Here is an 18,024-nt window from a genome sequence, read left to right on the forward strand (position 1 = left end):
CAGCACGGTGCGTACCCGACTTCTCCCCCTTCTCATCGTCCTCATGGCGGGCGTGCTGCTCGCCCTCGGCTTCCCGCTGGCCGTGAGCGTCGCCGCGGCGCAGCAGCAGAGGGTCGTCGTCGACCGCATCGACGACACGGTGCGCTTCGCCGCGCTCGCCCAGTTCGTGACCGAACGGGGCAGCGGGCTGGACGAGCGCCAGTCCACCCTCCAGGAACAGCTCGACCGCTACCACGACACGTACGGCATCAGGGCCGGCGTCTTCTACCGCGACGCCGACTTCATGGCGCGCGCGCCCGCCTCCTGGTCCGTGCCCGTGACAGGGGAGGGGCGGGAGGCGTTCGAGGAGGCGCTGACCGGGCGGCGCAGCCAGGACCCGCCGCAGGTCTGGCCGTGGCAGCAGGGCGGCCGGCTCGTGGTCGCGTCTCCGGTCGTACGGGACGGGGACGTCGTCGCCGTCGTGTTCACCGACTCGCCCACCGGCCAGCTGCGCTCGCGTGTCCTGCAGGGCTGGCTGCTCATCGCCGCCGGCGAGGCGGCGGCGATGCTGCTGGCCGTCGGCGCGGCCTTCCGCCTCACGGGGTGGGTGCTGCGGCCGGTGCGGATCCTGGACGCGGCCACTCACGGCATCGCCACCGGGCAGATGAACTCCCGGGTCGCGGCGGCCAGCGGACCGCCGGAGCTGCGCCGGCTGGCCCGCTCGTTCAACGAGATGGCCGACAACGTCGAGGAAGTGCTCGAACAGCAGCGGGCGTTCGTCGCCGACGCCTCCCACCAGCTGCGCAACCCGCTCGCGGCGCTGCTGCTGCGCATCGAGCTCCTCGCCCTCGAACTGCCCGCCGGAAACGAGGAGATCGCCTCGGTCCGCACCGAGGGCAAGCGCCTGGCCCAGGTCCTGGACGACCTGCTGGACCTGGCGCTGGCCGAGCACGCCTCCGCCGACCTCCAGCTCACCGACATCGGGGAGCTGTCGGCCGAGCGGGTCGCCGCCTGGCGTCCGCTCGCCGACGAGCGGGGGGTGCGGCTGACCGAGCACGGCACGGCCGTCACGGCCTGGGCCGACCCGGTGGCGCTCTCCAGCGCGCTGGACGCGGTGATCGACAACGCCCTGAAGTTCACGCCCCAGGGAGAAGAGGTCACGGTCGTGGTGGCCTCGAACGGCGAGACGTCGACGGTAGTGATCACAGACCGCGGTCCCGGGCTGACCGACGAGGAGCTCACCCGCATCGGCGACCGCTTCTGGCGCAGCGGCCGACACCAGAACGTGAAGGGCTCGGGCCTGGGCCTGTCGATCTCCCGCGCGCTGCTGACGGCGGGCGGCGGCTCGATCGCGTACGAACACCACGAGCCGCACGGCCTGAAGGTGACGGTCACGGTCCCGAGGAGCGCCCCGCACACGCGGTAGCGGCGGAGGGTGGGGGGCGCGGGGCGCCAGCCGGGGGCGGTGCGGACGGGTGGGCCGCTATAGGGCTCGCACGGGCTGATCCCTGCTGGGATGCGGGGTTTGCCTGCGGGCTCGCGGGCCTGAGCCTCGCTGGGGCGGGTGGGCTGCCGTGGAGCTCGGGGCCGGATCTCGCTGGGGCGCGTGGGCCCCATCGTGCTCGCGTGCCTGATTGTTGCGGGATGCGGGCCCGCCAAGGGGCACAGGGCCTGATCCCCGCTGGGATGCGGGGGCCCTGCCCGCGCGCTCGGGGGCCTGAGCTTCGCTGGGGCAGGTGGGTGGCCATTGCGCTCGCGCGATCAGAGCCTCGCTGGGGCGGGTGGGCCCGCTATAGGGCTCGGGCCTGACCTTGCCCGGCCGCGCAGGCCGCCATACGCTCGTGCCGCCTGATCGTCGCTATGGCTTCGTCGAGCGGTAGTAGCGCCGCGCCCCTTCGTGCAGCGGCAGCGGGGCCGTGTACACCGCCGTCCGCAGGTCCACCAGCTGCGCCGGGTGGACCGTGGTGCCGATGCTGTCCCGGCTCCTGATCACCGTGCGGGTGATGCCCTCCGTCAGCGCGGGGTCCATCTGGTCCGTCGTGACCAGCAGGTTCGCCACCGCCACCGTCGGAACCGGCACCCCGCTCTGCGCCTGCAGATACGCGTCGGCCGGCATCACCGCGGAGCGGTAGTAGCTGGTCGAGTCGCCCGTGGCGTGCAGCTTCTCGACGAGCTGCGGCTCCAGCGGCACCAGACGGATCTGGAAGCGCTCCGAGAGCTCCTGCACGGTGTTGGTCGGCAGACCGCCCGACCAGAAGAACGCGTCGAGCTCTCCGGCCTCCAGCCGGCTCGGCATGGTGTCTATCCCGGCCGGGATCGGGGTGATGTCCCGCGTCGGATCGATCCCCGCGGCGGTCAGCAGCCGCTCGGCGATCAGCCGGACGCCCGAGCCCTCCTGCCCTATGCCGACCTTCTTGTCGCGCAGATCGCGGGCCGACATGATCGGCGAGCCGCGCGGCACGATCAGCTGCACATAGTCGTCGTACAGCCGGGCGCAGCCGCGCAGCCGGCCGGCGCCGGGCTTGCCGTCGCGCTTGTACTTGGCGACGGCGTCGGCCGTCGCGATCGTGAAGTCGGCCTCCCCGGCCGCCACCCGCGCCAGGTTCTGCTGCGAACCCTCGCTGGTGTGCAGATCCACGTCGACGTCCGGCAGGTCCTCGGCCAGGGCGTCCTTCAGCAGTACTCCGTACTTCTGGTAGACCCCGCTCTGCGCTCCCGTGCTGAAGGTCAGGTCCCCGCTCGGAGTCGTCTTGCCGAGGGGGAGCAGCCACCACAGCAGCAGCCCGAACACCACGAGAGCGGCCGCGGCGCCCTGAAGGGCATGGCGGCGGCTGAGGCGCGAAAGGGCGGGGAGCATGGGCGCGATCCTGCCAGCTCACTCCCTGTAATGGCCAGACCTGGCCGTGGATCCCGATGCGGGCGGGGGCCGAGAGGCACTCCGGACACCGCCTACCCTTGTTCCATGAGCAGCAGCGACCGGAGCCAGTCAGTGGACGTTATCCGCAGTTATGAGATCCGCACCTATGGGTGCCAGATGAACGTCCATGACTCCGAGCGGCTGTCCGGCCTGCTGGAAGACGCCGGCTATGTGCGCGCGCCCGAGGGCGCCGACGGCGACGCCGACGTCGTCGTCTTCAACACCTGCGCGGTCCGCGAGAACGCCGACAACAAGCTCTATGGCAACCTCGGCCGCCTCGCCCCCATGAAGACCAAGCGGCCCGGCATGCAGATCGCCGTCGGCGGCTGTCTGGCCCAGAAGGACCGCGCGACCATCGTCAAGAAGGCGCCCTGGGTCGACGTCGTCTTCGGCACGCACAACATCGGCAAGCTGCCGGTGCTGCTGGAGCGCGCCCGGGTCCAGGAGGAGGCGCAGGTCGAGATCGCGGAGTCGCTGGAGGCGTTCCCCTCCACGCTGCCGACCCGCCGCGAGTCCGCGTACGCCGCGTGGGTCTCCATCTCGGTGGGCTGCAACAACACCTGCACCTTCTGCATCGTCCCCGCGCTGCGCGGCAAGGAGAAGGACCGTCGCCCCGGCGACATCCTGGCCGAGATCGAGGCGCTCGTCGGCGAGGGCGTCTCCGAGATCACCCTGCTCGGCCAGAACGTCAACGCGTACGGCTCCGACATCGGCGACCGCGAGGCCTTCAGCAAGCTGCTGCGCGCCTGCGGGGCCATCGAGGGCCTGGAGCGCGTCCGCTTCACCTCGCCGCACCCCCGCGACTTCACCGACGACGTGATCGCGGCCATGGCCGAGACGCCGAACGTCATGCCGCAGCTCCATATGCCGCTCCAGTCAGGCTCGGACACGGTCCTCAAGGCGATGCGCCGCTCGTACCGGCAGGAGCGTTTCCTCGGCATCATCGAGAAGGTCCGCGCCGCGATCCCGCACGCCGCCATCTCGACCGACATCATCGTGGGCTTCCCCGGCGAGACCGAGGAGGACTTCGAGCAGACGATGCACACCGTCCGCGAGGCCCGCTTCGCGAACGCCTTCACCTTCCAGTACTCCAAGCGCCCCGGCACCCCCGCGGCGACTATGGACGGCCAGATCCCGAAGGAGGTCGTGCAGGCGCGCTATGAGCGCCTAGTCGCCCTCCAGGAGGAGATCTCCTGGAACGAGAACAAGAAGCAGGTCGGCCGGGTGATCGACGTCATGGTCGCCGAGGGCGAGGGCCGCAAGGACGGCGCCACGCACCGCCTCTCCGGCCGCGCGCCCGACAACCGCCTCGTCCACTTCACCAAGCCGGACGAGGACGTCCGCCCCGGCGACGTGGTGACCGTCGAGATCACCTATGCCGCGCCGCACCACCTGCTCGCCGAGGGTGCGCCGCACGGCGTGCGCCGCACCCGCGCGGGCGACGCGTGGCAGAAGCGCAACGAGGCTCCGCAGGACACGTCCGCCGGGGTCATGCTCGGCCTGCCGACCATCGGCGTGCCGGCGCCTATGGAGCCGTCCGCCCTCGGCTGCGGCGGTTGACGCGAGCGGCTCGTCGGCTGGCCGGCCGACGAGCGCCGGTCCCTCGTCGGCGACCAGCCGACCTGGCCCCGGCACCGGCGAGGGGAACCGCCGCGCAGGGGACCGTCGCCCTGAAGGTCCAGACGCTGGAGCACCTGCGCGGCCCGCGCGAGAGCAGGCGATGGAAGCACTCCACCAGCGGGCGTTGAGCTATGCCCCACGGCATCCGGCGCCCCACAGCGTCCGGCGAACGTGATGCGCGCGCTGGTCCACCGCGACGGCGAGGAGTTCCCGGCGACGTACGAGGGGCTCAGCGGCCAGGTGCGCCTGTACCGGTTCAAGGCGGCCGAGCCGCTGTGGGACTCTGCCCCTGAAAGGGCGTTCCGCTAGGGTTTCGGCCATGCTCGTCGCCGCCGCTGTCTGTCCCTGCCCGCCCCTGCTCGTGCCCGAGGTCGCCGCAGGCGCCGCGGCCGAGCTCGACGCGGCCCGCGCCGCCTGTGCCGACGCCGTAGCGGTGCTCGCGGCGGCCAGGCCCAATCTGCTCATCGCCGTCGGCCCCGCCGACGAGGAGGCCCGCGGGCGCTACCACGCCGGCGCCACGGGGTCGTTCCGGGAGTTCGGCGTGGACCTGGAGGCCCGGCTGGGCGACGGCCCGGAGCAGGACCGGCCGTTGCCCGCCTCGCTGACCGTGGCGGCCTGGCTGCTGGACCGCAACCGCTGGGGGGCCGCCCCCGTGGAGGCCCTCGGCGTCGGCATGTCGCTCGGCGTCGACCAGTGCGCCGAGGCGGGCCGGGACCTGGCGGGCCGCGCGGAGCGGGTGGCCCTGCTGGTGATGGGCGACGGGACCGCCTGCCGCACGCTGAAGGCCCCCGGCTATCTCGACGAGCGCGCCGCGGCCTACGACCGGGAGGTGGCCCGTGCTCTGGGCGCCGCCGACGTCGAGGCGCTGATGTCGCTGGACGAGTCCCTGGCGCACGAACTCCAGGCGGCTGGCCGCGCGCCCTGGCAGGTGCTCGCGGGGGCCGCCGAGGGCGCGAGCCTGGAAGGCCGCCTGCTCCACGAGGACGCCCCCTACGGCGTAGGCTACTTCGTCGCCGCCTGGTCCTAGGCGCCGGGCGGCACGGACGGTCGCAGACGCAGACGGACGGCCGTAGACGCGGACGGACGGCGGCCGACGAGGGATCGGCGCAGGACGCGCACAGACGGCGGACGGCCGCGGAACGAAGTGTTCCGCGGCCGTCCGCCGTTGCTGTCAGGAGGCCGGTGGCGGGGTGGCGCCGTCAGCCGGTGGCGGGGTGGCGCCGTCAGCCGACGGCGGCGGAGTCCCGTCGTCCTTGTGGGCGATACGGTCCAGGGCCCCCTTGGCCTTGCCGGCACCACTGTGGATCTTGCCGCTGTACTTGCCCTTGGTCTTCTCGTCGACCGTCCTCGCGGCCCGGTCCAGGCCGTGCTCGATCTTGGCCCCGTGCTGCTGCGCGAGGTCGGAGACCTTGTCCTTGGCCGGGGCGAGCTTGGCCTTCAGCGTGTCCTTGAGGCCCATGGGTCACCTTCCCTCGTACGGGACTACTTACGGGCGCCCTCGCCGGCCTCGTTGTCCGCCGCCTCCTCGGCCGACTGCTGCTTCGGGATCTCCACTGCCTCGGCGGCGGTCTTCTCGGCGACCGCGGCCTTCTTCGCCTTCGGAGCCTCGGCCGCCTCGTCCTTCGACGCCTTCGACGTCTCGGACGAGTCGCTCTCCGAAGTCTCGGCGGTTGCAGCGGCCTCAACGGCCTCCGCGCCCTCGGCCTCCTCCTGCGACGGCGATGAAGCCGTGGCCGAGTCAGCCGAGGACGTCGATGAAGTCGAGGATGCCGGCGTGGTCGCCGAATCCGTGGAAGCCGTGGCAGCGGTCGAATCCGGGGAGGCCGAGTCGGAGTCCGGCGTGCCGGTCGAGTCGACCCCGTCCGCCGCGTCCACCGAGTCCGCTGAGTCCGCAGTGGACTCAGCGGCCGTGTCGGCCGGGGATTCGTCCGTCAGGGTGCCGACCTCCGCCTCGTCGGTTGACGCCTCCGCAGCCGTGTTGTGCTTACGACGAAACCGTGAAAAAACGCCCATATCTGCTCCATAGACTACTCGTGTGGGCGAAGTTCCGCGCCGCCCGGAGCGTCCCATTGCGTCGCCCGCGGGCCCCGGCCCAATACCGGCGCTCGAAACCTCGCAACAGGCAACGAACCCAACCGTGTGCCGTCACCTCGCTCGTTCGGGGACATGCACATGCGTTTGCGAGACTGGGACGGTGAGAAGTGCAGCTCCCGCACCGCGGGTCATCGCCGTCGTCGGTCCCACTGCGGCCGGAAAGTCCGATCTGGGCGTCTTTCTCGCCCAGCGGCTGGGCGGCGAAGTCGTCAACGCCGACTCCATGCAGCTCTACCGAGGGATGGACATCGGCACCGCCAAACTGACGACGCAGGAGCGCGACGGCGTCCCGCATCAGCTCCTCGACATCTGGGACGTCACCGAGACCGCGAGCGTCGCCGAGTACCAGAAGCTGGCCAGAGCGGAGATCGACCGGCTGCTCGCCGAAGGCCGTACGCCCGTCCTCGTCGGCGGCTCCGGGCTCTACGTACGCGGCGCGATCGACGCCCTCGAGTTCCCCGGCACCGACCCCGTCGTCCGCGCCCGCCTCGAGGACGAGCTGGCGCTGCGCGGCCCCGGCGCCCTGCACGCCAGGCTCGCCGCCGCGGACCCCGGGGCCGGGAAGGCCATCCTGCCCAGCAACGGCCGTCGCATCGTCAGGGCGCTCGAGGTCATCGAGATCACCGGCAAGCCCTTCACCGCCAACCTTCCAGGTCACGACGCCGTGTACGACACCGTCCAGATCGGCGTCGACGTCGGGCGGCCCGAGCTCGACGAGCGGATCGCGCTGCGGGTGGACCGGATGTGGGAGGCGGGTCTCGTCGAGGAGGTGCGCTCGCTGGAGGCGCGGGGACTGCGCGAGGGGCGCACCGCTTCGCGCGCACTCGGGTACCAGCAGGTGCTCACGGCGCTCGCGGGGGAGTGCACTGATCAGGAGGCGCGCGAGGAGACCGTGCGCGCCACGAAGCGCTTCGCGCGCCGCCAGGATTCCTGGTTCCGGAGGGACCCGCGCGTGCACTGGCTGAGCGGCGCGGCCGAGCACCGTGCGGAACTTCCGCACCAGGCGCTGACGTTGGTCGAACGAGCGGTCACAGCCTGATCACGTGATTGCATCGGGACGCTCTGCCCGTCATTTCGGCGCCCGGGAGCGTGCCATCATCGAGCATCGATCGACCAGTGGAGTCCGAGTTGGGAGGGCGCGTGGCGATGGAGGCCGGCCCTCGCGACAGAGAGCAGGAACAACGGGACGCAGCGGACAGCGCGTCCCGTCTGAGTCCGGACGGTCCTGACGACCAGGACATGACAGCGGACGAGGTCGAGGTCGAGCTGCGCCCTCAGCGCCGGCTGCGGATCTGGCAGCTCGCCCCCATCGTGATGCTCGCCGCGGTCGGCTCCCTGATGTTCGCCTTCCCGCTGGCCTTCGGCACCGGCGACGGCGGCGCGGTGGTCGCCATGCTGGGACTGCTGATCAGCTGCTGCGCCGCCGGCTGGGGCGTGATGGCCGCCCGCCGGGTCGGCCACACCTGGCCCGGCCTGCCGCAGCGCGGCTCGGGGGAGCGCCCCGACTGGCGCGTCATCGCCCTGTACGTCGGCGTGGGCACGGCCCTCGTCGCGCTCGCCATCTGGCGCGTCGCCCGCCTCCGCTGAACCACCCCGCAGCCGCGAAATGAAATACGGTCCGTCTGAGCCGGGCCACGGCCCATCGAGCCGGACCATGATCCGTTGAGTCGGACCGCGGCCCGTTGAGCCGGGCCACGATCCGTTCAGGCAGACCACGGTCCCGGCGGACCAGCCCGCGCCCGCCCCCGATGCGCGACGGCAGAAGCCAGCGGCAGCACGCGTGACCTCCCCCACCCGCCCCCGACCATCTGCGTACCTGCGTCCTGCGTGACTGTCGCACCCCCCTCGTACGATGGACGGCGTGAACACCTCGCAGCCCTCGCCCGCGCCCGAGCCGATCGCCTTCCTCAAGGGCCACGGCACCGAGAACGACTTCGTGATCGTTCCCGACCCGGACAACGCCGTCGACCTGCCGGCCGCCGTCGTCGCCCGCCTCTGCGACCGCCGGGCCGGGATCGGCGGCGACGGTCTGCTGCACGTCGTGCGCTCGGCCGCGCACCCCGACGGTCGCGCCATGGCGGACGAGGCCGAGTGGTTCATGGACTACCGCAACGCCGACGGCTCGGTCGCCGAGATGTGCGGCAACGGCGTACGCGTCTTCGCCCGCTACCTCGAGCGCGCCGGCCTCGTCGAGGCCGGAGACCTGGCGGTGGCCACCCGGGGCGGCGTCAAGAAGGCCCACCTCTCCAAGTCCGCCTCCGGCGGCGCCGGCGACGTCACGGTCTCCATGGGCCGCGCCCGGCTCCCCGAGGACGGCGTCACGGTCACCCTCGGCGGCCGCAGCTGGCCCGCCCGGAACGTGAACATGGGCAATCCGCACGCGGTCGCCTTCGTCGAGGACCTGGACCACGCCGGCGACCTGCTGTCCGTGCCGCCCTTCAGCCCGGCCTCGGTCTACCCCCAGGGCGTGAACGTCGAGTTCGTCGTCGACCGCGGCGAACGCCATGTCGCCATGCGCGTGCACGAGCGCGGCTCCGGCGAGACCCGCTCGTGCGGCACGGGCGCGTGCGCCGTCGCCGTCGCCACCGCGCGCAGGGACGGCCTGGACCCCTCGGCGACCGGCGTCCCCGTCGCGTACACCGTGGATCTGCCCGGCGGGCGGCTGGTGATCACCGAGCACCCGGACGGCGAGGTCGAGATGACCGGGCCGGCCGTGATCGTGGCGGAAGGGCACATCGATCCCGTGTTCTTCGCACGGACCGAAACCGCGATCGTATAGAGCTTCGCTCGAATGGGTGATCCGGTTCACGCTGAGCGAGAGCCGGACTGGACCACGTGGTGGGCTCGGTAGCATCAAGCACCGGCCCGGAGGCCACGCCTGAGCTTCCCACCGCCGGTCGTAGCTGCCGGAGGTGCCCCATGAGCACAGAGGCCACCAACCCTGGTGCCCACAGCCGCAGGCGCGGCCTTCCCCGGATCGACCTCCGCAGGCTGGGCCGCGCCGCGCTCCTCGGACCCACCGGCCGGGACCGGCTGCCCGACGCCATCGGGCACGTCGCCGAGGCGCACCGCGCCCATCACCCCGACGCCGACCTGGCCATCCTGCACAAGGCGTACGTCCTGGCGGAGACCTCGCACCGGGGGCAGTTCCGCAAGAGCGGCGAGCCGTACATCACGCATCCGCTGGCCGTGACGCTGATCCTGGCCGAACTGGGCGCGGAGACCACGACATTGACCGCCTCCCTCCTCCACGACACGGTGGAGGACACGGAGGTGACGCTGGATCAGGTGCGGTCCGAGTTCGACGCCGAGGTCTGCTACCTGGTCGACGGGGTCACCAAGCTGGAGAAGGTCGACTACGGCGCGGCCGCCGAGCCGGAGACCTTCCGCAAGATGCTCGTCGCCACCGGCAACGACGTACGCGTGATGTCGATCAAACTCGCCGACCGGCTGCACAACATGCGCACCCTCGGGGTGATGCGCCCCGAGAAACAGGCGCGGATCGCCAAGGTCACCCGGGACGTCCTCATCCCGCTCGCCGAACGGCTCGGCGTGCAGGCGCTCAAGACCGAGCTCGAGGACCTCGTCTTCGCGATCCTGCACCCGGAGGAGTACGAGCGCACCCGCGCGCTCATCGCCGACAACGCCACCGCCTGCGACTCCCTCGCGGCCATCGCCGAGGACTTCAGAGCAGTCCTCAAGGACGCCGACATCGCGGCCGAAGTGCTCATCAGACCCAGGCACTTCGTCTCCGTGCACCGCGCCCGGCTCAAGCGCGGCGAGCTGCGCGGCACGGACTTCGGACGGCTTCTGGTGCTCGTCGGGGAGGACGCCGACTGCTATGGCGTGCTCGGCGAGCTGCACACCTGCTTCACCCCGGTGATCTCCGAGTTCAAGGACTTCATCGCCGCCCCCAAGTTCAACCTGTACCAGTCGCTGCACACGGCCGTCGCCGGGCCGGACGGCGCGGTCGCCGAAGTCCTCATCCGCACCCACCAGATGCACAAGGTCGCCGAGGCCGGGGTGATCGCCCTCGGCAATCCGTACGTACCCGTCGAAGGCGCCGAGCCGGTCGACGGCGAGCGAGCCGACCCCACCCGGCCCGGCTGGCTCTCCCGGCTCCTCCAGTGGCAGCAGGCCACGCCCGACCCCGACACCTTCTGGACCTCCCTGCGCGCCGACCTGGCACAGGACCGCGAGATCACCGTCTTCCGGGCCGACGGCCGCGCGCTGGGCCTGCCGGCCGGCGCGAGCTGTGTGGACGCCGCGTACGCCCAGTACGGCGAAGAGGCCCATAGCTGCATCGGCGCACGCGTCAACGGCCGTCTGGCGACGCTGAGCACCGTCCTCAGCGACGGGGACACCGTGCACATCCTGCTCGCCCAGGACGCCGCGTCCGGCCCCTCGCCGGACTGGCTCGACCACGCCCGCACGCCCGCCGCCCGCATCGCCATCGCGAGCTGGCTCCAGGCGCATCCGGAGGGGGCGACGGCCCCCGACGCCGCGCCCCGCCGCCCCGCACCCGTCGCCGCTGAGCGGCCCGCCGCCGTGAACGCCGTCGTCGACCTTCCCGACGCGACCGTCCGCATGGCCGGCTGCTGCACCCCGGTGCCGCCCGACGCCGTCGTCGGCTTCGCGGTCCGCGGCGGCGCCGTCACGGTCCACCGCGAGGAGTGTCCGGCGGTGGCCCGGATGAAGTCCCTGGACCGCGCGCCCATCCCGGTGAGCTGGGGCGACGCCGCCGAGTGCCGGGTCACCCTGATCGCCGAGTCCTTCGGACGGCCGCGGCTGCTCGCCGACCTCACGGAGGCCATCGCCACCGAGGGCGCCGCGATCGTCTCGGCCACCGTCGAGCCGCCCAGCGAGCAGCGCGTACGGCATACGTACACCCTTCAACTCCCCGACGCCGCGGGTCTTCCCGCTCTGATGCGCGCCATGCGCGATGTGCCGGGCGTGTACGACGTCACCCGCACTCAGCATCCGACGGCGACCGGTTGACCCCCTCGCGGCCCCCGTTCGAGTGGGAGCGGCGCGCGCCGTCGCGATCAAGGCAGGGCGCGCTGATAGCGGTAGGCCATGCTCTCCTCTCGGCTCTCCTCTCGGCGCCGCCTGCGCGCCGCTGTGCTGGCCGCCGCCTCGGCTGCTCTCGTCGCCGCTGCGCTCCCCTCGCCCCAGCCGCTCGGCATCGGCGACCCGCTCTTCCCCCACCTGGGCAATCCCGGCTACGACGTCGTCTCGTACGACGTCGCGTTCACCTATAGCGGCAGCAACAGCAAGCCGCTGGACGCCGTCACCAAGATCGACGCCTGGGCGACCCAGAAGCTCGACCGCGTCAACCTCGACTTCACCCACGGCGCCGTCCGCACGGTCGAGGTGAACGGACTGCCCGCCGAGTTCGCCAGCGCCGGGGAGGACCTGGTCATCGAGCCGGTCGTCGCGGTCCAGCGCGGCTCACGGATGCTGATCACCGTCACGCACACCAGCGATCCGAGGGGCCCCAAGGACGCGGGCGGCTGGGTGCAGACGCGAGACGGCCTCGCCATGGCGAACCAGGCCGACGCGGCCCACCGCGTCTTCCCCTCCAACGACCACCCCGCCGACAAGGCGTACTTCACCTTCCGCGTCACCGCTCCCAAGGCGCTGACCGTCGTCGCCAACGGGACGCGGGTGGCGAAGACCGCCGGCGCGACGACCACCACCTGGGCGTACCGCACGAGCCACCCCATGGCCGCCGAGCTCGCCCAGGTCTCGATCGGCCGCTCGGCGGTCGTCACCCGGGAGGGGCCGCACGGACTGCCCGTCCGCGACGTCGTCCCCACCGCGGACCGCACCGCTATGGAGCGCTGGCTGAAGAAGACGCCGAGCCATCTGGAGTGGATGGAGGCGAAGGTCGGCCGCTATCCGTTCGAGACGTACGGCGTCCTCGTCGCCGACGCGGACACCGGCTTCGAGCTGGAGACCCAGACGCTCTCCCTCTTCGAGCGCTCCCTGTTCACGACCGCCGCCTACCCGGAGTGGGCCGTCGACTCGATCATGGTGCACGAGCTGGCCCACCACTGGTTCGGCAACAGCGTCTCGCCCCTCGGCTGGTCCGACCTCTGGCTGAACGAAGGGCACGCCACCTGGTACGAGGCGCTGTACGCCGAGGAGAAGTCGGACAAGCCCATGGAGCAGCGGATGCGCGCCGCGTACACGAACTCCGACCGGTGGCGGGCTGCGGGCGGACCGCCGGCCGCCCCCAAGCCGCCGCTGCCCGGACAGAAGATCAGCCTCTTTAGGCCCGTGGTGTACGACGGCAGCGCGCTGGTGCTCTACGCGCTGCGGGAGGAGATCGGGAAGGACGTCTTCGAGCGGCTGGAGCGGGAATGGGTGAGGGAGCACGAGCACGGGACGGCGAGCACCGCCGACTTCACCGGGCTCGCCTCACGCCTCGCGGGGCGCGACCTCTCGGCGTTCTTCCAGGCATGGCTGTACGGGACGAAGACACCGCCCATGCCGGGGCATCCCGACTGGCGCAGCACCGCCCCCAAGAAGGCCGCCTCCGCCCGCGACACCGCGCCGAGGACCCGCTGAGACCGGCTCCACGGCCCGCCGGGACCCGGGTGCGCCCCGCAGAAACCGGGGTGACGGGCCCGACGGGGCCGTGGGACCATCGACAGGTCGGCGACGCGGCCGGGTCCGCACCCCGCGGGAGCCTCTCCCAGGAATCCCGCCCGGGGTACCTCCGAGAATTCCTCTCGGGAATCATCCGGGACCGTCACGCGTTGTGACTGACGTAACGGATACTGGCCGGATTCCGGTCCGGCCACCTGTCCATCGAGTTTCCCATCGACGTAAAGGATCCAATGACCTCCTCTTCATCCCCTTCCCAGGACGAGCAGAGCTCCGCGCAGAAGCGCAACGAGAGCCTTCGGGCCGATGCCCTGATGGAAGAGGACGTCGCCTGGAGCCACGAGATCGACGGAGATCGGGACGGCGATCAGCTGGACCGCTCCGAGCGCGCCGCGCTGCGGCGTGTGGCGGGCCTCTCCACCGAGCTCGAGGACGTCACCGAGGTCGAGTACCGGCAGCTGCGCCTGGAGCGCGTGGTGCTGGTCGGCGTATGGACCTCGGGCACGGTGCAGGACGCGGAGAACTCCCTCGCGGAGCTGGCCGCCCTCGCCGAGACGGCGGGCGCCCTCGTGCTCGACGGCGTGATCCAGCGCCGTGACAAGCCCGACCCGGCCACGTACATCGGCTCGGGCAAGGCCATGGAGCTGCGCGACATCGTGCTCGAGACCGGAGCCGACACCGTCGTCTGCGACGGTGAGCTCAGCCCCGGCCAGCTGATTCACCTCGAGGACGTCGTCAAGGTCAAGGTGGTCGACCGGACCGCCCTGATCCTCGACATCTTCGCCCAGCACGCCAAGTCCCGAGAGGGCAAGGCGCAGGTCGCCCTCGCGCAGATGCAGTACATGCTGCCGAGGCTGCGCGGCTGGGGCCAGTCGCTGTCCCGGCAGATGGGCGGCGGCGGCGGTGGCGGCATGGCCACACGCGGTCCCGGTGAGACGAAGATCGAGACGGACCGGCGACGGATCCGCGAGAAGATGGCGAAGATGCGCCGGGAGATCGCGGAGATGAAGACCGGCCGCGAGATCAAGCGGCAGGAGCGCCGGCGCAACAAGGTGCCCTCCGTCGCCATCGCCGGATACACCAACGCCGGAAAGTCCTCGCTGCTCAACCGCCTCACGGGCGCCGGCGTCCTGGTGGAGAACGCGCTGTTCGCCACCCTGGACCCGACCGTCCGACGGGCCGAGACGCCCAGCGGTCGGCTCTACACCCTCGCCGACACCGTCGGGTTCGTACGGCATCTGCCGCACCACCTCGTCGAGGCGTTCCGCTCCACGATGGAGGAGGTCGGAGACTCCGACCTGATCCTGCACGTCGTGGACGGCTCGCACCCGGCGCCGGAGGAGCAGCTGGCCGCCGTGCGCGAGGTGATCCGCGATGTGGGCGCGCTCGACGTGCCCGAGATCGTGGTGATCAACAAGGCGGACGCGGCCGATCCGCTCGTGCTGCAGCGGCTGCTGCGGATCGAGCGGCACGCCATCGCGGTGTCGGCGCGGACCGGCCAGGGCATGGACGAGCTGCTCAGCTTGATCGACGACGAGCTGCCGCGGCCGCAGGTCGAGATCGAGGTGCTCGTGCCGTACACCCAGGGCGGTCTGGTCTCCCGGGTGCACGCCGAGGGCGAGGTGATCTCCGAGGAGCACACCACGGAGGGCACCCTGCTCAATGCGCGGGTGCACGAGGAGCTCGCCTCGGCGCTGGCTCCCTATGTGCCGGTCGCGCCCTGACCGTCCGCACGCGAACAAGCGGAAGGCCCGCACCCCTCGTCAGGAGGGGGGCGGGCCTTCCGGTCTTCTGCGGCAGCCGCAGGGGATGCCGCACGTCGTCGTCGCCGACCGGGCGACTCGGCGGCCCCGCGGCGTGATCGGCTGCGGGGCCGTCGTCCTGCTCAGACCATGATGGGCGTCATGGCCCGTCGTGGTGCGCGTGCGACGCGCCTCACTGGCCCGCGAACTTGTCGCTCATCGAGGTGTAGAGCTGCCGCGCGCCCGCGTCCAGGCGCGGACCGGCCAGCCAGCCCGAGGTGACCGGGCCGATGGAGGTGTTGGAGACCAGCGCCAGCTTGCCGTTCGGCTGCTCAGCGAACCAGCCGCCGCCGGAGGAGCCGCCGGTCATGGTGCAGCCGATGCGCCACATCGTCGGAGTGCCGGGAGCGATCGACAGCCGACCCGGGCGGTCGACGCACTTGTGCATCAGCGCGCCGTCGTACGGCGGCGCGGCCGGGTAGCCCCACGCGCCCATCGCCTTGACGGCCTTCGCCTCGGGGGCGTTGAACTCCACGTCGAGGGCGACGCCCACGGTCTCCTCGAGGGACTTGCCGCCGTTCTCCGGCTTCACGTGCATCACGGCGTAGTCGTACGCCGCGCCGGCGCCGCCGGTCGGACCGCCCTCGGTGATCCAACCGCCGGACGTCGAGACCCAGTCGGCCCAGTAGACGCCGTACGGAGCGACCTCCTGGGGCTGCGCCTTCTGCAGCGCCGCCGGGGACTGGCCCTTGTCGTTGTACGCGGGGACGAAGGCGATGTTGCGGTACCAGCCGCCCGCCTTGCCCGCGTGGACGCAGTGGCCGGCGGTCCACACGAGGTTGGACTTGCCGGGGTTCTTCGGGTCCTTGACGACGGTGGCGGAGCAGACCATCGAGCCCTCGGGGGAGTCGAAGAAGACCTTTCCGACCGGGGCCGCGTTCTTGTGGTACGGCTTGGTCTCCGGCACGGCCTTCACCGGACGGGGCTCCGGGTCGGTGACGTCCTGGTCGCCGGAGACGTCGCCGGCGGCGAGCGTCTTCGTCGGGGCCTTGGCCGTCGTCATCCGCTCGGGCTTCCACAGCCCCTCGATCACCGGGTTGACGAAGTCCTTGGCCTCACGGAGCCACTTGTCCTTGTCCCAGTTCTTCCACTCGCCGTTCTTCCACTTGTCCGGGTCGACACCGTGCTCCTTGAGCTTGTCGGCCAGGTCCGCGGGCAGGCCCGCGTCCTTGTCCCCGCCGTCGGCGGCGGGGCTGGAAGAGGAGGCGGCGTCGGCCTTGTCGTCGCTCGGGCCGCAGGCGGTCGCCGTCAGCGCGAGCGCCGCGGCGATGCCGGTGGCGGCCAGCAACGGACGTATGGATCGCATGAAACAGTTCCCCCTGGAGTGCTTTTGAGTGCTTCTCAGAATTACGGCATGACCAGATTTGCCATGTACGTGTCATGCCGCAGGGCGGCCTTCCGCGGCCGCTCCTGCTGCTTCACCACCCTATGACGGGCATGGAGGGGCGCCGGTGAAATGGCCTTCACCTGCACGGAGTCTCCACGAGGAAGCGACAGGGGCCCCCGCCGAGTGGCCGGAGGCCCCTGTCTTTCTGCTCGTCGCCGCGCGCTGGGGCGCGGCTGGTTACCGCTGTTCGTACTGCCTGCCGCTGCTCGCCGACGCGCATCGCGTCGGGGCGCGTCGCACAGGCGGCTGCGCGCCGCCGTCCGAGCGGCGCGCAGAGACCGCTAGCGGCCGGCGAACTTCTTGCTGACGGCGTTGTAGACGCCTTCGGCCTCCTTGCCCAGACGCGGGCCGGCCAGCCAGCCGGCCGTGACCGGGCCGATGGAGGTGTTGGAGACCAGCGCGGGCTTGCCGTCCTGGCCCTGCGCCACCCAGCCGCCGCCGGAGGAGCCGCCGGTCATGGTGCAGCCGATGCGGTACATCGTCGGGTCGTTGGCGGTGAGCGACAGACGGCCCGGCTTGTCGCCGCACTGGAACATCTTCTGGCCGTCGTAGGGCGGGGCCGCCGGGTAGCCGGTCGCCGTCATGCGGTCGATCTTCGGCACGGCCGGGGCGTTGAAGTCCACCGGAAGCGCCGAACCGACCGTCTCCTCCAGGGACTTGCCGGTGCTGCCCTTCTCCGGGGTGACGTGGATCACCGCGAAGTCGAAGGGAGCGCCCAGGCCGCCGGTCGCGGCGCCCTGAGAGATCCACTGCTCCGAGGTCTGGGCCCAGTCGCCCCACCACACGCCGTACGGAGCGACCTTCTCCCTGGGCGCCTTCTCCAGCTCAGGGATGGACAGCGCGCTGTTGTTGTACGACGGCACGAAGGCGATGTTGCGGTACCAGCCGCCCTCCTTGCCCGCGTGCACGCAGTGGCCCGCGGTCCACACCATGTTGGACTTGCCGGGGTTGGCCGGGTCCTTCACCACGGTCGCGGAGCAGACCATCGAGCCCTGCGGTCCGTCGAAGAACACCTTGCCGGCCTCGGCGGCGCTGGAGTGGTACGGAGCCTTCACAGCCTGCGCGTTGACCGGCGCGGGCGTCGGGTCGGTGACACCCTTGTCGCCCGAGATGTCATTGTCGACCGGCTTCTTCGGCGGCTTCTGGGCGTCGCGCATCCGGTCGGGGTCCCACAGGTCCTCGATGATCGGGTTGACGAAGTCCTTGGCCTCGCGGAGCCACTTGTCCTTGTCCCAGTTCTTCCACTCGCCGTTCCTCCACTTGTCCAGGTCGATCCCGCGCTCCTTGAGGCGGTCCTTGAGATCGTCCGGGATAGTGATCTTGTTGTCGGCGGGCTGGCTGGCAGGCGCGGTCGGCTTGTCGCCCGCGTTGTCTTCGCTCGGACCGCAGGCGGTGGCAGCCAGCGCGAGCACTGCGGCGATGGAAGCCGCTGCCAGCGTCGGGCGAATGGGTCGCATCTCTCGTATCCCCCTGGGACTTCAGAACTTTTCAGAACTCTTCGGAACACTTCGCACTGCACTTGCTCGTTGTGCATCCCGGCCGTGTCGCTGGGGCTGAAGTGCAGCCCCCCACTATGCCGGTGCCGATGGGGACGGCGTGCAGCAGGTCCGCGG

General features: G+C 71.5%; 15 protein-coding genes. 10 read left to right on the forward strand and 5 right to left on the reverse strand.

What is annotated here, in order from left to right; all coding sequences use genetic code 11:
* The first annotated feature begins 7 nt into the window (after positions 1 to 7).
* Positions 8 to 1,405 carry a HAMP domain-containing sensor histidine kinase gene (locus AB0M39_RS13650; RefSeq protein ID WP_365363584.1) on the forward strand — a complete coding sequence of 466 codons (1,398 nt, stop codon included), beginning with the start codon at positions 8 to 10 and terminating at the stop codon, positions 1,403 to 1,405.
* A 432-nt stretch (positions 1,406 to 1,837) separates the two neighbouring features.
* Here the strand turns inward: AB0M39_RS13650 and AB0M39_RS13655 are convergent, their stop codons facing one another.
* Positions 1,838 to 2,836 carry a TAXI family TRAP transporter solute-binding subunit gene (locus AB0M39_RS13655; RefSeq protein ID WP_365363585.1) on the reverse strand — a complete coding sequence of 333 codons (999 nt, stop codon included), beginning with the start codon at positions 2,834 to 2,836 and terminating at the stop codon, positions 1,838 to 1,840.
* Positions 2,837 to 2,941: 105 nt separating this feature from the next.
* On the opposite strand from AB0M39_RS13655, the gene miaB reads away from it, so the two are divergent.
* From miaB to AB0M39_RS13670, 3 genes are all read left to right on the forward strand, one after another.
* On the forward strand, positions 2,942 to 4,456 hold the full coding sequence (gene miaB / locus AB0M39_RS13660) for a tRNA (N6-isopentenyl adenosine(37)-C2)-methylthiotransferase MiaB (RefSeq protein WP_365363587.1): 1,515 nt from the start codon (positions 2,942 to 2,944) through the stop codon (positions 4,454 to 4,456).
* A gap of 231 nt (positions 4,457 to 4,687) precedes the next feature.
* Complete coding sequence (locus tag AB0M39_RS13665; RefSeq protein ID WP_365363589.1) at positions 4,688 to 4,825, forward strand: hypothetical protein; 138 nt, start codon at positions 4,688 to 4,690, stop codon at positions 4,823 to 4,825.
* Positions 4,826 to 4,835: 10 nt separating this feature from the next.
* On the forward strand, positions 4,836 to 5,543 hold the full coding sequence (locus AB0M39_RS13670) for a class III extradiol dioxygenase subunit B-like domain-containing protein (RefSeq protein ID WP_365363591.1): 708 nt from the start codon (positions 4,836 to 4,838) through the stop codon (positions 5,541 to 5,543).
* A gap of 144 nt (positions 5,544 to 5,687) precedes the next feature.
* Here the strand turns inward: AB0M39_RS13670 and AB0M39_RS13675 are convergent, their stop codons facing one another.
* Together AB0M39_RS13675 and AB0M39_RS13680 are read right to left on the reverse strand one after the other, a co-directional pair.
* The gene (locus AB0M39_RS13675; RefSeq protein ID WP_365363593.1) at positions 5,688 to 5,975 is read right to left on the reverse strand and encodes an antitoxin; all 288 of its coding nucleotides are present in this window, start codon (positions 5,973 to 5,975) and stop codon (positions 5,688 to 5,690) included.
* 23 nt (positions 5,976 to 5,998) lie between these two features.
* Entirely contained in the window at positions 5,999 to 6,529 is a 531-nt protein-coding gene (locus AB0M39_RS13680) for a hypothetical protein (protein ID WP_365363595.1), read from the reverse strand.
* A 181-nt stretch (positions 6,530 to 6,710) separates the two neighbouring features.
* Between AB0M39_RS13680 and miaA the strand changes: the two genes are divergently transcribed.
* The 6 genes from miaA to hflX all read left to right on the forward strand — a co-directional run bounded on the left by miaA (position 6,711) and on the right by hflX (position 14,946).
* On the forward strand, positions 6,711 to 7,649 hold the full coding sequence (gene miaA / locus AB0M39_RS13685; RefSeq protein WP_365363597.1) for a tRNA (adenosine(37)-N6)-dimethylallyltransferase MiaA: 939 nt from the start codon (positions 6,711 to 6,713) through the stop codon (positions 7,647 to 7,649).
* 107 nt (positions 7,650 to 7,756) lie between these two features.
* Positions 7,757 to 8,197: a hypothetical protein gene (locus tag AB0M39_RS13690; RefSeq protein WP_365363707.1), complete on the forward strand. Its 441-nt coding sequence runs from the start codon at positions 7,757 to 7,759 to the stop codon at positions 8,195 to 8,197.
* A 265-nt stretch (positions 8,198 to 8,462) separates the two neighbouring features.
* Positions 8,463 to 9,389 carry a diaminopimelate epimerase gene (gene dapF / locus AB0M39_RS13695; protein WP_365363599.1) on the forward strand — a complete coding sequence of 309 codons (927 nt, stop codon included), beginning with the start codon at positions 8,463 to 8,465 and terminating at the stop codon, positions 9,387 to 9,389.
* A 140-nt stretch (positions 9,390 to 9,529) separates the two neighbouring features.
* Positions 9,530 to 11,608 (forward strand): HD domain-containing protein, encoded by a 2,079-nt coding sequence (locus tag AB0M39_RS13700; protein ID WP_365363601.1) that lies wholly within the window; start codon positions 9,530 to 9,532, stop codon positions 11,606 to 11,608.
* A 78-nt stretch (positions 11,609 to 11,686) separates the two neighbouring features.
* Positions 11,687 to 13,183 (forward strand): M1 family metallopeptidase, encoded by a 1,497-nt coding sequence (locus AB0M39_RS13705; RefSeq protein ID WP_365363603.1) that lies wholly within the window; start codon positions 11,687 to 11,689, stop codon positions 13,181 to 13,183.
* Between the two features lie 272 nt (positions 13,184 to 13,455).
* Positions 13,456 to 14,946 (forward strand): GTPase HflX, encoded by a 1,491-nt coding sequence (gene hflX / locus AB0M39_RS13710; RefSeq protein ID WP_365363606.1) that lies wholly within the window; start codon positions 13,456 to 13,458, stop codon positions 14,944 to 14,946.
* Between the two features lie 211 nt (positions 14,947 to 15,157).
* Here the strand turns inward: hflX and AB0M39_RS13715 are convergent, their stop codons facing one another.
* Positions 15,158 to 16,330: a hypothetical protein gene (locus tag AB0M39_RS13715; protein WP_365363609.1), complete on the reverse strand. Its 1,173-nt coding sequence runs from the start codon at positions 16,328 to 16,330 to the stop codon at positions 15,158 to 15,160.
* A 362-nt stretch (positions 16,331 to 16,692) separates the two neighbouring features.
* Positions 16,693 to 17,868 (reverse strand): hypothetical protein, encoded by a 1,176-nt coding sequence (locus AB0M39_RS13720; protein ID WP_365363612.1) that lies wholly within the window; start codon positions 17,866 to 17,868, stop codon positions 16,693 to 16,695.
* Positions 17,869 to 18,024 lie beyond the last annotated feature (156 nt).

Origin of the sequence: Streptomyces sp. NPDC051907 (genome assembly GCF_040681075.1) — a bacterium.
Classification (GTDB): Bacteria; Actinomycetota; Actinomycetes; order Streptomycetales; family Streptomycetaceae; genus Streptomyces.

Coding starts and splice junctions, on each gene's coding strand:
- AB0M39_RS13655 (WP_365363585.1), bottom strand. CDS start 2,836: ATGCTCCCCGCCCTTTCGCGCCTCAGCCGCCGCCATGCCCTTCAGGGC.
- miaB (WP_365363587.1), top strand. CDS start 2,942: ATGAGCAGCAGCGACCGGAGCCAGTCAGTGGACGTTATCCGCAGTTAT.
- AB0M39_RS13670 (WP_365363591.1), top strand. CDS start 4,836: ATGCTCGTCGCCGCCGCTGTCTGTCCCTGCCCGCCCCTGCTCGTGCCC.
- AB0M39_RS13675 (WP_365363593.1), bottom strand. CDS start 5,975: ATGGGCCTCAAGGACACGCTGAAGGCCAAGCTCGCCCCGGCCAAGGAC.
- AB0M39_RS13680 (WP_365363595.1), bottom strand. CDS start 6,529: ATGGGCGTTTTTTCACGGTTTCGTCGTAAGCACAACACGGCTGCGGAG.
- AB0M39_RS13690 (WP_365363707.1), top strand. CDS start 7,757: ATGGAGGCCGGCCCTCGCGACAGAGAGCAGGAACAACGGGACGCAGCG.
- dapF (WP_365363599.1), top strand. CDS start 8,463: ATGGACGGCGTGAACACCTCGCAGCCCTCGCCCGCGCCCGAGCCGATC.
- AB0M39_RS13700 (WP_365363601.1), top strand. CDS start 9,530: ATGAGCACAGAGGCCACCAACCCTGGTGCCCACAGCCGCAGGCGCGGC.
- AB0M39_RS13705 (WP_365363603.1), top strand. CDS start 11,687: ATGCTCTCCTCTCGGCTCTCCTCTCGGCGCCGCCTGCGCGCCGCTGTG.
- hflX (WP_365363606.1), top strand. CDS start 13,456: ATGACCTCCTCTTCATCCCCTTCCCAGGACGAGCAGAGCTCCGCGCAG.
- AB0M39_RS13715 (WP_365363609.1), bottom strand. CDS start 16,330: ATGCGATCCATACGTCCGTTGCTGGCCGCCACCGGCATCGCCGCGGCG.
- AB0M39_RS13720 (WP_365363612.1), bottom strand. CDS start 17,868: ATGCGACCCATTCGCCCGACGCTGGCAGCGGCTTCCATCGCCGCAGTG.